The organism is Lawsonibacter asaccharolyticus (assembly GCF_022453915.1).
GTDB classification, from domain to species: domain Bacteria; phylum Bacillota; class Clostridia; order Oscillospirales; family Oscillospiraceae; genus Lawsonibacter; species Lawsonibacter asaccharolyticus.
In genome coordinates this window covers 2717849-2730706 of record NZ_CP091870.1, presented here as the reverse complement: position 1 = coordinate 2730706, position 12858 = coordinate 2717849, and the positions used below count along the sequence as shown (strand labels likewise).

13 protein-coding genes are annotated in these 12858 nt (G+C 64.4%); 3 read left to right on the top strand and 10 right to left on the bottom strand.

Annotated features, from left to right (window positions below):
• Nucleotides 1–38: 38 nt before the first annotated feature.
• The 6 genes from L9O85_RS13120 to L9O85_RS13095 form a co-directional block, all read right to left on the bottom strand.
• The gene (locus L9O85_RS13120) at nt 39–731 is read right to left on the bottom strand and encodes a polysaccharide deacetylase family protein (protein WP_301578864.1); all 693 of its coding nucleotides are present in this window, start codon (nt 729–731) and stop codon (nt 39–41) included.
• A gap of 177 nt (nt 732–908) precedes the next feature.
• Entirely contained in the window at nt 909–2081 is a 1173-nt protein-coding gene (locus tag L9O85_RS13115; RefSeq protein WP_050623365.1) for a phosphoglycerate dehydrogenase, read from the bottom strand.
• Nucleotides 2082–2124: 43 nt separating this feature from the next.
• Nucleotides 2125–2304: a DUF6440 family protein gene (locus L9O85_RS13110; protein ID WP_050623366.1), complete on the bottom strand. Its 180-nt coding sequence runs from the start codon at nt 2302–2304 to the stop codon at nt 2125–2127.
• Between the two features lie 52 nt (nt 2305–2356).
• Nucleotides 2357–3442, bottom strand: a complete 1086-nt coding sequence (serC, locus tag L9O85_RS13105; protein ID WP_050623367.1) for a 3-phosphoserine/phosphohydroxythreonine transaminase — start codon at nt 3440–3442, stop codon at nt 2357–2359.
• Nucleotides 3443–3772: 330 nt separating this feature from the next.
• Complete coding sequence (locus tag L9O85_RS13100; RefSeq protein WP_050623368.1) at nt 3773–4027, bottom strand: pro-sigmaK processing inhibitor BofA family protein; 255 nt, start codon at nt 4025–4027, stop codon at nt 3773–3775.
• Complete coding sequence (locus L9O85_RS13095; RefSeq protein WP_050623369.1) at nt 4024–4263, bottom strand: DUF2508 family protein; 240 nt, start codon at nt 4261–4263, stop codon at nt 4024–4026. The genes L9O85_RS13100 and L9O85_RS13095 overlap by 4 nt, the downstream gene beginning before the upstream one ends.
• 736 nt (nt 4264–4999) lie before the next feature.
• Between L9O85_RS13095 and bioB the strand changes: the two genes are divergently transcribed.
• The 3 genes from bioB to L9O85_RS13080 all read left to right on the top strand — a co-directional run bounded on the left by bioB (nt 5000) and on the right by L9O85_RS13080 (nt 7576).
• Nucleotides 5000–5950 carry a biotin synthase BioB gene (gene bioB / locus L9O85_RS13090; protein ID WP_193955464.1) on the top strand — a complete coding sequence of 317 codons (951 nt, stop codon included), beginning with the start codon at nt 5000–5002 and terminating at the stop codon, nt 5948–5950.
• A gap of 54 nt (nt 5951–6004) precedes the next feature.
• A complete protein-coding gene (locus L9O85_RS13085; RefSeq protein ID WP_050623370.1) occupies nt 6005–6580 on the top strand; it encodes a biotin transporter BioY in 576 nt (191 codons plus the stop codon).
• Between the two features lie 210 nt (nt 6581–6790).
• Nucleotides 6791–7576, top strand: coding sequence for a 4Fe-4S binding protein (locus L9O85_RS13080; protein ID WP_108980435.1), 786 nt, complete (start codon nt 6791–6793; stop codon nt 7574–7576).
• 233 nt (nt 7577–7809) lie between these two features.
• Here L9O85_RS13080 and L9O85_RS13075 read toward each other — a convergent pair whose 3' ends face one another.
• From L9O85_RS13075 to L9O85_RS13060, 4 genes are all read right to left on the bottom strand, one after another.
• Nucleotides 7810–9069, bottom strand: coding sequence for a competence/damage-inducible protein A (locus L9O85_RS13075; protein WP_256183392.1), 1260 nt, complete (start codon nt 9067–9069; stop codon nt 7810–7812).
• A gap of 40 nt (nt 9070–9109) precedes the next feature.
• On the bottom strand, nt 9110–9832 hold the full coding sequence (locus L9O85_RS13070; protein ID WP_301578859.1) for a YjjG family noncanonical pyrimidine nucleotidase: 723 nt from the start codon (nt 9830–9832) through the stop codon (nt 9110–9112).
• A gap of 17 nt (nt 9833–9849) precedes the next feature.
• Entirely contained in the window at nt 9850–11016 is a 1167-nt protein-coding gene (gene thiI / locus L9O85_RS13065; protein ID WP_050623374.1) for a tRNA uracil 4-sulfurtransferase ThiI, read from the bottom strand.
• Between the two features lie 137 nt (nt 11017–11153).
• Nucleotides 11154–12665: a YifB family Mg chelatase-like AAA ATPase gene (locus L9O85_RS13060; protein WP_050623375.1), complete on the bottom strand. Its 1512-nt coding sequence runs from the start codon at nt 12663–12665 to the stop codon at nt 11154–11156.
• Nucleotides 12666–12858: the final 193 nt, after the last annotated feature.

Here is a 12858-nt window from a genome sequence, read left to right as displayed (position 1 = left end):
CGCAAATCAACACTTTAACACAAAAAAGCGTTAAATTTTTATTTTGCGCACCGGTAAACAGTCCCGTCCTGGGGCTGGATTCCCTTGGCCTGGAGGAGCTGCTCCACCGTGACAAAGCAGTAGCCCTGCCCGGAGAGGGCATCCGCGATCTGGAGAGCGGCGTCCACTGAGCTGTCGTAGATGTCGTGGAGCAGGATGATGCTGCCGTCCTCCACATGGCTGAGGACGGAGCCCACCACCCGCCCAGTGTCCTGGTCCTTCCAGTCCTCCGGGTCTACGGACCACAGGACAACGGGGGAGCCGGCCCACCGGAGCCCCGCATCGTCAATGATTCCGTAGGGCGGGCGGAGCCAGAAGTCACCGGAGCCCAGCACGGCGGAGAGGACGCCCCGGGTTCTGCCCACCTGGAGGTCGAAGTCCGCCCGAGAGAGGTCAGAGATGCAGCTGTGATCGTAGGAGTGAACGCCGATCTGGTGGCCGTCTTCCGCCATGCGCCGGACAAGGGCCTCCTGACCTTGGATGCGGTCGCCCACCAGGAAGAAGGTGGCCTGGATCTCCCGGAGAGCCAGACCGTCCAGCAGGCGGGAGGTGGTGGAGGTTCTGGGGCCGTCGTCAAAGGTGAGAGCCACCAGGGGGGGCTCCTCCGGCACCGTCACCGACCCGCCGCCCCCTGCCTCTGCGGCTGGACCTGGGCCGGGCCGGCACAGGGCCGCCAGAAGCAGTGCAGGCACAAGGACCCGCCAGTATTTAAAAAATTTTTTCCTGCACCACATGATGACCGCCGCCTTTCCCATCGCGCTCACTGTTCAGTATGTGCGCTTTTTCCGGCAGCTTGCTCAGAAATTTCTGACAGAAAAAATGCCCTCCGGCCGGGGCTGGAGGGCAGGGAAAGCGGATGGGGCGGCAGATCAGTGGTTCAGCACCCGCACCCGGATCACGCCGGGGATGGCGCGCAGCTCGTTGGCCACCTGGTCGGTGATGCGGGTGTTCACGTCCACGATGGTGTAGGCGTAGTCCTTTTTGGATTTGTTGGTCATGTTCTCCACGTTGATCCCGTCGTTGGACAGGGTGGACATGATGTTGGTGAGCATGGCGGGCACGTTCTTGTGGATGAGGCAGAGGCGGGAGATGCCGCTCCACTCCTGCTCCAGATTGGGCAGGTTCACCGAGTTGCGGATGTTGCCGTTGACCAGGTAATCCTGGAGCTGACGGGCGGCCATGACGGCGCAGTTCTCCTCGCTCTCCGGGGTGGAGGCGCCCAGATGGGGCATGGCGATGACGTTCTTCACCGTGGCGATGGTGTCGTTGGGGAAATCGGTGACATACTTGGCCACCCGGCCGGTCTCCAGGGCGGCGATCATGTCCTGGTCGCACACCAGCTCGCCCCGGGCCAGATTCAGAATGCGGACACCGCCTTTCATCTTGGCGATGGCGTCCCCGTTGATGAAGTCCTTGGTGGAACTGGTGTAGGGGACGTGGATGGTGACATAGTCAGACACCTTGTACAGCTCGTTCACGTCCTTGACCACATGGACATGGCGGTCCAGCCGCAGGGCGGCGTCCACAGACAGGTAGGGGTCGTAGCCGTACACGTCCATCCCCAGGTCCAGGCCGATGTTGCACACCAGGGCGCCGATGGCACCCAGGCCGATGACACCCAGGGTCTTACGGTAGAGCTCAGGGCCCACAAAGGCGGATTTGCCTTTCTCCACGGCGGCGGCTACATCCACATTTGGAGTGTGAGCCTGTTCCTGGACCCAGTCCACGCCCCCGACGATGTCCCGGGAGGCGATGAGCAGGGCGGCGATGACCAGCTCCTTTACTGCGTTGGCGTTGGCACCGGGGGTATTGAAGACCACGATGCCGGACTCGGAGCAGCGGTCGATGGGAATGTTGTTGGTGCCGGCGCCCGCCCGGGCGATGGCACGCAGGGCATCCGGGAAGACGTAGTCGTGCATCTTGGCGCTGCGCACCAGGATGCCGTCCTCGTTCTCCACATCCTCACCCACCTGGAAGCGGCTCTTGTCCAGCTGATCCAGGCCGGCGGATGCGATCTTGTTCATGGTTTTGATGCGGTACATATGGCAATTACCTCGAATCCTGATTTCTGATGGAAGGGGCGGATCACTGGGGAGCGATCACAGGCTTCCCGTCCGGCCCCAGCAGCGGGGTGAGCCCAGAGGCATTTCCGTCCCGGTGAAAGAGATACTGCACCCCGGTGACAGTATCCACCCAGATCTCGGTCTGGACCAGGGCACCCTGGGCGTAGATCTTGACGAAGCGGTTGTTTTCTTTTGCGGCCATGGAAGCACCCCCTGTTTGGTCTGCAAGCGGAAGATCGAATGGGAACAGGGCCTCAGTTGGCCTTATCGAAGGCCCGGATGAAGTCACAGAGCTTCTCCACGCCTTCCACAGGGACGGCGTTGTAGATGGAGGCCCGCATGCCGCCCACTTTGCGGTGCCCCTTCAGATTGACGAAGCCGGCTTCGGCCGCCTCCTTGACGAACTTGGCGTCCAGCTCCTCACTGGCGGAGCGGAAAGTGACGTTCATATCGGAGCGGAAGGGCTTCTCGGCGGCGCAGGTGAACAGCTTGGAGCTGTCGATGCAGTCGTAGAGCATCTGGGCCTTACCGTGCTTGATCTGCTCCATGCCCTCGATGCCCCCCTGCTCGTCCAGCCAGTCCAGGGTCAGGCCCAGCATGTAGATGCACCAGCAGGGCGGGGTGTTGTACATGGAGTCCTTGTCGATCATGGCCTTGTAGCTCATCATCACGGGGGTGTAGGGCAGCTCGTGGCCGGCCAGATCCTCCCGGATGATGACCACGGTCAGGCCGGCGGGGGCCATGTTCTTCTGGGCGCCGGCGTAGATGATGCCGAACTTGGAGACGTCCACGGGGCGGGAGAGGATGTCAGAGGACATGTCGCACACCAGGGGGACGCTGCCGGTTTCGGGGACATACTGCCACTCGGTACCGTAGACGGTGTTGTTGGCGCAGTAATAGAAGTAGCTGGCCTCCGGGTCCAGCTTCAGCTGGTCCTGGCTGGGGATATAGGTGTGGTTGCGGTCCTCGGAGGAGGCGGCCAGGCTGATCTGGCCGTACTTCTGGGCCTCCTTGTAGGCCAGGTTGGAGAAGTTGCCGGTGACGGCGTAGTCCGCCCTGCCCGTCTTGCCGATCAGGTTCAGGGGGATCATGGAGAACTGGCCGGTGGCGCCGGTCTGGAGAAACAGGATCTTATAGTTGTCCGGCACCTTCATCAGGCGGCGGAGCTTGGCCTGGGTCTCCTCAAAGATCTGAATGAACACCTTTGAGCGGTGACTCATCTCCATCACAGACATTCCTGATCCATGGTAGTTGGTGATCTCGGCCCCGGCACGCTCAAGGACGGACAGGGGAAGCATGGAAGGTCCTGCGGAGAAGTTGTAAACACGCTGGTCGCTCATTTTGGGAGAGCCCCTTTCAAATTAAGATCTTGCCAGCTCTGCTCCCGCACAGGGGAAGGGAAACAAAAATGACAATGTATCCCTATTATAGTGAAGGAAAATTTCTCTGTCAATGCCCCCGTCCGTCCCCAAAGAGGCCTTTTGGGATAAAAAAGCCCGCGTTTTTTGGAAAATAATTTTCAAATGCAGGATATGGGGAAAAAAGCCGCAAAATCCGGGGAGAGAACGGGAAAAAAGTGGGAAAAATGCCGCCCCTGCATGAAAGGCTGCAGAGGCGGCATGAAGAAATGAGATGGGTCCATGGGATTATTTCACATAGGGACCGGGCCCTCAGGTCCGCAGGACCCACTGGAGCATCAGGAGCAGGCCCAGGCCAGGGACACCCAGCACACCCAGGATCAGGGCGTTGACCAGGTTCACCCCCAGCCCCAGTCCGATCTGGTTCAGCAGGGCCAGCGCTGCCAGCCCCACAGAAGAGCGCACCGCCAGCCGGAGCAGCCTGCCCAGCGGGCGGTGGAGCAGGAGCAGGGCGGCCAGCGCCACCATAACTGCCACGCCCCAGGCCCCGGCCAGGGAGCCGGTCATGGCTGGGCCTCCAGCTCCTTGACCCGGCGCAGCAGATAGTTGTACCGGGACTGGAGGGCATTGATCTCAAAAACATAGGATTCAATGAGATCTCCGTCCTCCGCACTGTTGAAGCCCCGGTAGGCCTGCTGGATCAGGGCCCGGGTGTGGGCCAGAGAGGTCAGGAGCTCCTGCCGCTCCACATTGTCAGCGCGCTCCAGACGGCGCAGGGAAAACATGCGGGCCGCTTCCGCCATGAGATTGTCCTCCTTTCGGCCCCGGCACACCGGGGCACGGCTGGTCTTGTCCCTTGTCAATGAAAGGTATGATATAGTCTGGTCAAATATTCCATTGATTAAACACACATAGGAGGAAAAGGAGGGGAGATACTAACCCCGGACCGTGTATCAAACTTCCTGGCCTGTGCTCCAGAGGGCCCGATGGCGAAAGGCGAAAAGGAGAACGGAGAACGCTGGGGCCGTCCCATCCGGGAGGGCTGAACAGCCGCCGGACTTTTCCGGCCCATCCTTTTTAAGCCGGTGCTGGACCGCTTTTGAGCCGCAGACCGGGGAGGGCGTGGGGGACCCCGCAGAAGGCGGGCCGACCGGCAATGCCGAAGCACCGTCCACACAGACCCAGTCCCTCCCCGTCCCGGACGGAGGAGCTGACAGAGTCAAAACGGGGCCGCCGGGACACCGGCGGCCCCCTGAGACTGTCGGAAAAGTGGCTTTGCCGCTTTTGGAAGAAAGATGCAGTCTGCAAGTGTTTTGCTCGGGGCACATGTCGCCGGGGAAAACAGATCAGAACTTGATCCGCACCTGCGGGCGCAAGCTCTGCGAGGCTTTTTCCACAGACAGAGGGGGCCGCCGATATCCCGGCAGTCCCCTCTGCTGTTTCACAATAGTAAACCAAGAAAAAATAAAGTTGACAATCTGGGGAGGCGGTGGTAAACTATTGCAGAAGAACGGTTTACAATTGAGAGAGGGGATAGGCGTGAAAAAGCTGGCAGTGGAGATCATCTCGGGCAGAAGGCTGAACCGCCGGGACGACCTGGCCGTCTTCCTGACGGCGGACCTGGAGGAGCTGCGGGCGGGAGCGGACCAGATCCGGCAGGCCCTGTGCGGGGACCGGGCGGACCTGTGCACCATCATCAACGGCCGGAGCGGCCGGTGCAGCGAGGACTGCAAGTTCTGCGCCCAGTCCTGCCACTACGGCACCCAGGTGGAGGAGTATCCCTTCCTCCCCCTGGAGAAGATCGTGGCGGAGTGCAGACGGAACGAGGCGGGGGGCGTCCACCGCTTCTCTATCGTCACCGCCGGGCGCAGCCTGAAGGGGATGGAGCTGGAGCAGGCCCTGGAGGCCTACGCCCGGCTGCATCGGGAGAGCGGGCTGAAGCTGTGCGCCTCCCACGGCCTCCAGACCGAGGAGGAGTTCCGGCGCATGAAGGAGGCGGGGGTGGAGCGCTGCCACGCCAATCTGGAGACCTCCCGGCGATACTTCCCACAGATGTGCACAACACACACCTATGAGGACAAGGTGACCAACATCCAACGGGCCCGGGCGGCGGGGCTGGAGGTGTGCTCCGGCGGCATACTGGGCATGGGAGAGAGCTGGGAGGACCGCCTGGACCTGGCGGTCAGCCTGGCAGAGCTGGAGATCAGCTCCATCCCGCTGAACCTCCTGCGGCCCATCCCGGGCACGCCCTATGAGGGGATGGAGCCCATTTCCAACGAGGACGTGCTGCGCACCGTGGCTTTTTTCCGGTACATCAACCCCACCGCATGGATCAGGATGGCGGCGGGCCGGGGGCAGTTCCCGGACGGCGGAGCGGAGCTGTTCCGCTCTGGGGCCAACGCGGCCATCACCGGGGACATGCTCACCACCACCGGGACCAGCATGGCGGGGGACCGGGCCATGCTGCTGGGGCTGGGCTACCAGGTATGAGCGACAGCGGGGCAGGAGAAACGCCCCAAACGACAAGGAAAGGAAATCAGAACTATGAGCCACGAACCCATGACCGCCGGGGCGGTCCAGAAAAAGAGCAAGATCTACGGCCTGTCCATGACCGCGGTGATGGCGGCGGTGACTTGTGTCCTGGCGCCCATGTCCATCCCCATCGGACCGGTGCCCATCTCCTTCACAAATTTGGCCATCTACCTGTCTCTCTATCTGCTGGGGTGGAAGCGGGGGACAGTGAGCTATCTGGTCTATGTGCTGATCGGCATGGTGGGCGTGCCGGTGTTCTCCGGCTTCACCGGCGGCATGGGCAGGCTGCTGGGCCCCACCGGGGGCTATATCGTGGGCTTCATCCCCATGGCACTGATCGCCGGCGCGGTCATCGACCGCTTCCGGAACCGGGGCATCCAGCTGGCCGGCATGATCGCGGGCACTGCAGTGTGCTATGCCTTCGGCACCGCCTGGTACTGCTTCCAGGCCGGTTCCTCCGTGGGGGCCGCCCTGGGGCTGTGCGTGTTCCCCTTCATCCCCGGCGACCTGGTCAAAATGCTGATCGCCATGGCGCTGGGCCCCATGATCCGCTCCCGGCTGGAGAAAGCGGGACTGTATCGGGGATGACCAGCTTCTCTCAGCCGTCCGGCGGGGAGGCCCAGAGGACGGCGGCAGGCCCCGCATAAAACTAAATCATCCGGACAGGGCAGACAGCGGCGGCCGCTCTCTTAGAAGAGAGCGGCCGCCGCCTCCCTGTGCCGGAGGTTGACAGGCCAGACAAAGAGAGGTACAGTGTCAGCAGGAAAACAAATTTTGGAGAGAAAGGCGGGCAGACCTATGCTGCAGGGAAAGGTATATGGGGTGTATTTCAGCCCAACAGGGGGGACGAGAGCTTATGTTACGGCGCTGGCCGGGCTGCTCTCCTGCGAGGCGGAGGAGATCGATCTGACGGCGCGGGAGGAGCGGGCGCGGGACCATGTCTTTGGCCCGGAGGATCTGGTGATCCTGGGGGCGCCGGTCTATGCGGGGCGGCTGCCCCAGCTGGAGGGCGGGATCTTTGAACGCCTGCGGGGGGACGGGACCCCGGCGGTCTTTAATGTGAGCTACGGCAACAGAGCTTTTGAGGACGCCCTGCTGGAGGAGCAGGACATCTGTCAGGCCCATGGATTCCACGGGATCGCGGCGGGGGCCTGGATCGCCCCTCACACCTTCTCCGGCCGCATCGGGGCCGGACGGCCGGATGGGGCGGACCTGGAAAAGGTGCGGGAATTTGCCGCGGGGGTCCGGGCGCTGCTGGAGCGGCCGGACTGGAGGACCTGCCGGCTCACGGTGCCGGGGGACCGGCCCTACCGGCCGGCCAGGCGGGTGGAGGTGCACCCCGCGGGGGACGAGAGCTGCACCCGATGCATGGCGTGTGTGTCCCGGTGCCCGGCGGGAGCCATCCCTCCGGAATCCCCCCGGAGCACTGACACGGGCCGCTGCATCTCCTGTCTGGCCTGTGTGAAAAGCTGTCCGGCGGGGGCGCGGGCGGTGGCCGGTCCGGCTTTTCCCAAGATGGTGGAGGGGCTGGAGGGGCGGCTGCTGTCCCCCCGCCGGGAACCGGAGCTGTATTACGGAAGGTGAGACGATGATCAAAACAGTTTTTAGACCTCTGCGGCACGGTGGCCTGTGAGGACGGGCCTGTCTTCTATGAGGTGATGCAGCGCACGGTCCCGGACGGCGTGGAGGAGATCCGGGATTTCAGGGGGCTGATGGAGCACCTGCCCCAGTTGTCCGGCGAAAAATCCAGCGAAAAAGCAGACCGCGCCCCGGAAGACGTTCTCTTCCGGGGCGCGGTGTTTGATCGGGGGGCGGGATCAGTCCTCGAAGGGCAGGCCGCTGAGATAACGCCGGGCCAGATCAAAGGCGTGGTGGGCGGTCTGAGTACGCAGACGGGCACGGACTGGGCGGCTGCCCAGGTTCAGGGCGCGGACATGGGCGCCCTCGGCGGTGGAGATGGCCACGAAAGCGGTGCCTACCTCGTGGTCCCATTCGTCCTTTCCAGGGCCGGCCACGCCGGTGGCGGACAGGGAGATGTCGCAGCCCAGCAGCCTCCGGGCTCCATCGGCCATAGCCCGGGCCACCTCCGGGGAGACTGCGCCGAACTGGTCCAGCAGGTGCTGGGGCACCCCCAGTACGCCCGCCTTCACCTCATTGGTGTAGGAGACCACCCCGCCCCGAAACACCTGGGAGGAGCCGGGGATGTCAGTGAGGCGCTTGGCCATCAGGCCGCCGGTGATGCTCTCGGCGCAGCCCAGGGTGAGGCCCTTCTCACGAAGCAGGTCCTCCACCACCTCCTCCAGAGAGGAGACATCCACCCCGTACACCCGGGTGCCGAAGCGGGCCTTCAGCTCCTCCACCTTGGGCAGAAGCAGGGCCTGGGCCTGCTCCATGGTGGGTGCCTTGGCGGTGACCCGCAGCTCACACTCCCCCTCCTTGGCGTAAGGGGCCAGAGTGGGGTTGGACATGGCGTTCATCTCGTCCCGGAGCTGGGCCTCCATCTGGGACTCCCCGATGCCGAACAGCTTCAGGGTGTGGGAGGCAATGACTCCCTCAGACAGGGCCTGAAGGTAGGGGACCACCCGGTGCTGGAACATGGGACGGCACTCGCTGGGGGGGCCGGGGAGCATGATGACGTGGCAGCCCTCCGCCTGGAAGGCGCAGCCTGGGGCGGTGCCCCAGTCGTTGACCAGGACGGTGCAGCCCTCGGGGAGCATGGCCTGCTGAAGATTGTTCTCCGTCATGGGCCGCCCGGTGCGGGCAAAATAATTCCGGATGCGCTGGGCAGAGGGCTCGTGGAACACCAGCTTCTTTCCAAACGCCTCGGCCAACACGTTTTTCGTCAGGTCATCGCAGGTGGGGCCCAGCCCCCCGGTGGTGATGATGATATCAGCCCGCCCCTTAGCGGCGGCCACCGCCTCCCGGGCCCGCTGGGGGTTGTCCCCCACCACGGTGTGCCAGTAGACGTTCAGGCCCAGGGCGCTGAGCCCCTGGGAGAGGATCTGGGCGTCCAGGTTGACGATGTTGCCCAGCAGCAGCTCAGTGCCCACGGACAGGATCTCTACAGTATGAGACATGAAAAAGACCTCCAGGAAAATGAGATTGGCGGCGCTCCAGTCAGGGGGCGGGGGCTTCCGCCGCCCCGGCCCGGTCCAGGATCTGCTCTACCTGGCGCAGGTCCCGGATGTCATAGTCGATGCGGGGGTCTGCCGGGCGGGGCTCCCCCAGAGGGTTGTACCAGCAGCACAGGATGCCGGCGCTGCGTCCCCCCTGCATGTCGCTGGTGAGGGAGTCGCCCACGATCATCACCTCGTCCCGGCAGCAGGGGCAGATCTGGGAGAATACCGCGTCAAAAAAGGCGGCCCCCGGCTTCTCGGTCCCCACGATCTCAGAGATGAAGACCCCGTCCAGCATCCGGTCCAGGCCGGAGCGGGACAGCTTCCGCTCCTGGGCGACCCGGGTGCCGTTGGTCACTGCGTACTGCCGTACCCGGCCCTTCAGCCGGGCCACCAGAGAACCGGCGTCATCCCGGAACACCACAGTGTCCCCCAGGCGCAGCTGGTACTCCTGGTTGAAAGCGGGGATGTCCCGGCAGTTCAGCCCCTCCTGGGCGAAAAACTCCTCAAAGCGGCCCAGCAGGACCTGGGGCTTGGTCAGCTCCCCCTGCTCCAGCCGCCGCCAGTAGGTCCGGTTGATCTGGGAGTAGCGTGCCAGCAGCTCCGGCGTGCAGGGGCCCATCTGAAAGGAGCGGAAGCAATCCTCCAGAGCCCGCCGCTCCGCTGCCGAGAAGTCCAGCAGCGTCCCGTCCACGTCCCAGAGGATCACGTTGATCTGTGCCATATCGCGCCTCCTGTCCCTCAGACCTGGACCCGCTCGATGCCGTCCACCGCAGCTTGGATCAGCGCCTGGATGTCCAGCTTCTCCTCGGCGAACTCCACCTCGCCGGGCAGGGGACGCAGACGAGGATGACGGGGCGTGAAGACGGTGCAGCAGTCCTCATAGGGGAGAATGGAGGTCTCGAAGGTGCCGATCTTCCGGGCGATCTGGACGATCTCCTCCTTGTCCATCCCCACCACAGGGCGCAGGATGGGCAGATCGACCACCGCGCCGGTGACCAGCATGGCGTCCATGGTCTGGCTGGCCACCTGGCCCAGGCACTCACCGGTGACCAGGGCCTTAGCCCCGCACCGCCGGGCCACCTCCTGGGCGATGCGCATCATGAAGCGGCGCATGATGACGGTGAACAGCTCCTCCGGGCAGGAGCGGCGCAGCTCCTCCTGGATGGCGGTGAAGGGCACCACGTGGACGGTGAGCCGCCCGGTCCAGGGGGTGAGCAGGCGGGCCAGCTCCAGCACTTTCTCCTTGGCCTCGAGGGAGGTGTAGGGATAGGAGAAGAAGTGGACCATGTCCAGGGCCACCCCCCGCTTTGCGATCATCCAACTGGCCACAGGGGAGTCGATGCCCCCGGAGAGCAGAGAGACGGCCCGGCCGTTGATGCCCACAGGCAGGCCGCCGGCGCCGGGCTGGGGCTGGGTGTGGACGTAAGCGGCGTAGTCCCTCACTTCCACGTAGACGGTGAGTTCGGGATGGTGGACGTCCACCTCCAGGTTGTCATAGGCCTCATGGAGCTCCCCGCCCACATACTGGCTGAGCTGGATGGAGGTCATGGGGAAGGTCTTGTCTGCCCGCTTGGTCTCCACCTTAAAGGTGCGGGCGGCGCGGAGCTGGTCGTCCAGAAATTCCTTGGCGCAGGCCAGGATGGCGTCCTTGTCCTTCCCGCAGGGGCGGGCCAGGGACAGACCCACGATGCCGAACACGTGCTTCAGGGCCTCATAGGCCCCCTCCACATCGCAGCCCTCGCCTATGGGCTCCACGTAGGTGGCCGACTGCCGGGTGTACACCCGGAACTGGCCGAAGGGACGGAGACGGCGGTGGAGGTTGGCCTGGAGCTTGTCCTCGAAGCTGCGGCGGTTGAGCCCCTTGAGGACCATCTCACCCAGCTTGAGCAGAATGATTTCGTTCATTATGTGTAAGATCCTTTCCATCGATTCGCTTCACAGGCATTATATCGGAAAGCGCCGGGGATGTCCAGCGGGAGCGGAGAAAGTCTCGGATCTGTCCGGGGATGTCCCTCCGGCGCGTGCCCTATGCAGGGCGCATTCTACCGCCGCAGGTACTCCGGCGGACGATATTGGAGGGCCTCGGCCAGGTGGGGGAGCTGGATGGAGGTGCTGCTGTCCAGGTCAGCGATGGTCCGGGCCACCCGCAGGATGCGGTCATAGCTGCGGGCGGTGAGCCCCATCCGGTCAAAGGCCCCCTGCATCAGCCGCTGGCACTCCGAGTCCAGGGCGCAGAACCGGTCCAGCTCCTGCTGGCCCATCCGGGCGTTGCAGGAGGCGTCCCCATAGCGCCCACGCTGGATGTCCCGGGCCCGGTCCACCCTGCCCTTGATGACGGAGGAGGGCTCCGACGGGGCGCGGCGGGCCAGCTCACCGAACTCCAGGGCGGCCACCTCCACAAACAGGTCGATGCGGTCCAGAAGGGGGCCGGACAGGCGGGAGAGATAGCGCCGCACCTCCTGCTCCGTGCAGCGGCAGCGGCCGCTGGGGTGGCCGTACCAGCCGCACTTGCAGGGGTTCATGGCGCACACCAGCATGAACCGGCTGGGATAGGTCACCGAGCCGGCGGCCCGGGAGATCTGCACCTGCCCGTCCTCCAGGGGTTGGCGGAGCACCTCCAGCACCTCCTTGGAGAACTCGGGCAGCTCGTCCAGAAAGAGGACCCCGTGGTGGGCCAGGGAGATCTCACCCGGCCTGGGATTGGTGCCGCCCCCTGCCAGCCCCATGGGGGAGATGGTGTGGTGGGGGGAACGGAAGGGGCGGCGGCTGATGAGGGGGTGGTCCGGGTCGGTGAGGCCCATCACCGAGTGGATCTCGGTGGCCTCCAGGGCTTCAGAGCGGCTCATATCGGGGAGGATGGAGGGCAGGCGGCGGGCCAGCATGGATTTGCCAGACCCGGGAGGACCACACATGAGCAGGTTGTGGCCGCCGGCCGCGGCGATCTCCAGGGCCCGCTTCCCGTTCTCCTGCCCCTTCACCTCGGAGAAGTCGGGGGCGGGCTCTGGGCCGGGGCCGGGTACCCAGGGGCGGGCCGGGGGGATGGGCTCCTCCCCGGTGAGATGCCGGGCCAGCTGGGCCACGTCCCGGACAGGGTAAACGGCGGGACCGCCGGCCAGGGTGGCCTCGGCGGCATTGGCCTCCGGAACGAAGAGAGAGCGGATGCCAGCCCGCCCGGCGGCCAATGCCATGGGAAGAATGCCCGCTGCGGGGCGCAGTTCCCCGGACAGGGACAGCTCCCCCACAAAGGCGCAGTCCGGGTCCCGCACCTTCAGCTGCCCGCCGGCGGCCAGGATGCCTACCAGGATGGGCAGGTCGTACAGCGTGCCTGACTTCTTCACATGGGCGGGGGCCAGATTGACAGTGATGCGGCTGACCGGGAACTGAAAGCCGCAGTTCTTGATGGCGGAGCGCACCCGCTCCCGGGCCTCGTTCACCGCCGCATCGGGCAGGCCCACCAGGGTGAAGGCGGGCAGGCCGCTGGACAGGTCGCACTCGGCGCTCACCTCATAGCCTGAGACCCCCTGGAGCCCCAGAGAGCGCACTTGGAATACCATAGGCACATCCTCCTTGGCGGGAGTATGGAACACAAATTGTCCCCGTTTGGTACATTTTACTCCTTCGGCACCATCCTTTGCAACGGATGCCAGTATTTTTCTTCCGGAAATCGGGGGAAATCGCTCCAGCCCGATTTACAAATGGGGGAAAAGATGATAAACTAGCTTTGTCTGAGAAGAGACCGCCCGCTCC

What these genes read in the sequence shown, in the direction of transcription:
- L9O85_RS13100 (WP_050623368.1), bottom strand. Translation starts at nt 4,027, where the DNA reads ATGACCGGCTCCCTGGCCGGGGCCTGGGGCGTGGCAGTTATGGTGGCG.
- L9O85_RS13095 (WP_050623369.1), bottom strand. Translation starts at nt 4,263, where the DNA reads ATGGCGGAAGCGGCCCGCATGTTTTCCCTGCGCCGTCTGGAGCGCGCT.
- serC (WP_050623367.1), bottom strand. Translation starts at nt 3,442, where the DNA reads ATGAGCGACCAGCGTGTTTACAACTTCTCCGCAGGACCTTCCATGCTT.
- L9O85_RS13070 (WP_301578859.1), bottom strand. Translation starts at nt 9,832, where the DNA reads ATGGCACAGATCAACGTGATCCTCTGGGACGTGGACGGGACGCTGCTG.
- L9O85_RS13085 (WP_050623370.1), top strand. Translation starts at nt 6,005, where the DNA reads ATGAGCCACGAACCCATGACCGCCGGGGCGGTCCAGAAAAAGAGCAAG.
- L9O85_RS13115 (WP_050623365.1), bottom strand. Translation starts at nt 2,081, where the DNA reads ATGTACCGCATCAAAACCATGAACAAGATCGCATCCGCCGGCCTGGAT.
- thiI (WP_050623374.1), bottom strand. Translation starts at nt 11,016, where the DNA reads ATGAACGAAATCATTCTGCTCAAGCTGGGTGAGATGGTCCTCAAGGGG.
- L9O85_RS13080 (WP_108980435.1), top strand. Translation starts at nt 6,791, where the DNA reads ATGCTGCAGGGAAAGGTATATGGGGTGTATTTCAGCCCAACAGGGGGG.
- L9O85_RS13075 (WP_256183392.1), bottom strand. Translation starts at nt 9,069, where the DNA reads ATGTCTCATACTGTAGAGATCCTGTCCGTGGGCACTGAGCTGCTGCTG.
- L9O85_RS13060 (WP_050623375.1), bottom strand. Translation starts at nt 12,665, where the DNA reads ATGGTATTCCAAGTGCGCTCTCTGGGGCTCCAGGGGGTCTCAGGCTAT.
- L9O85_RS13110 (WP_050623366.1), bottom strand. Translation starts at nt 2,304, where the DNA reads ATGGCCGCAAAAGAAAACAACCGCTTCGTCAAGATCTACGCCCAGGGT.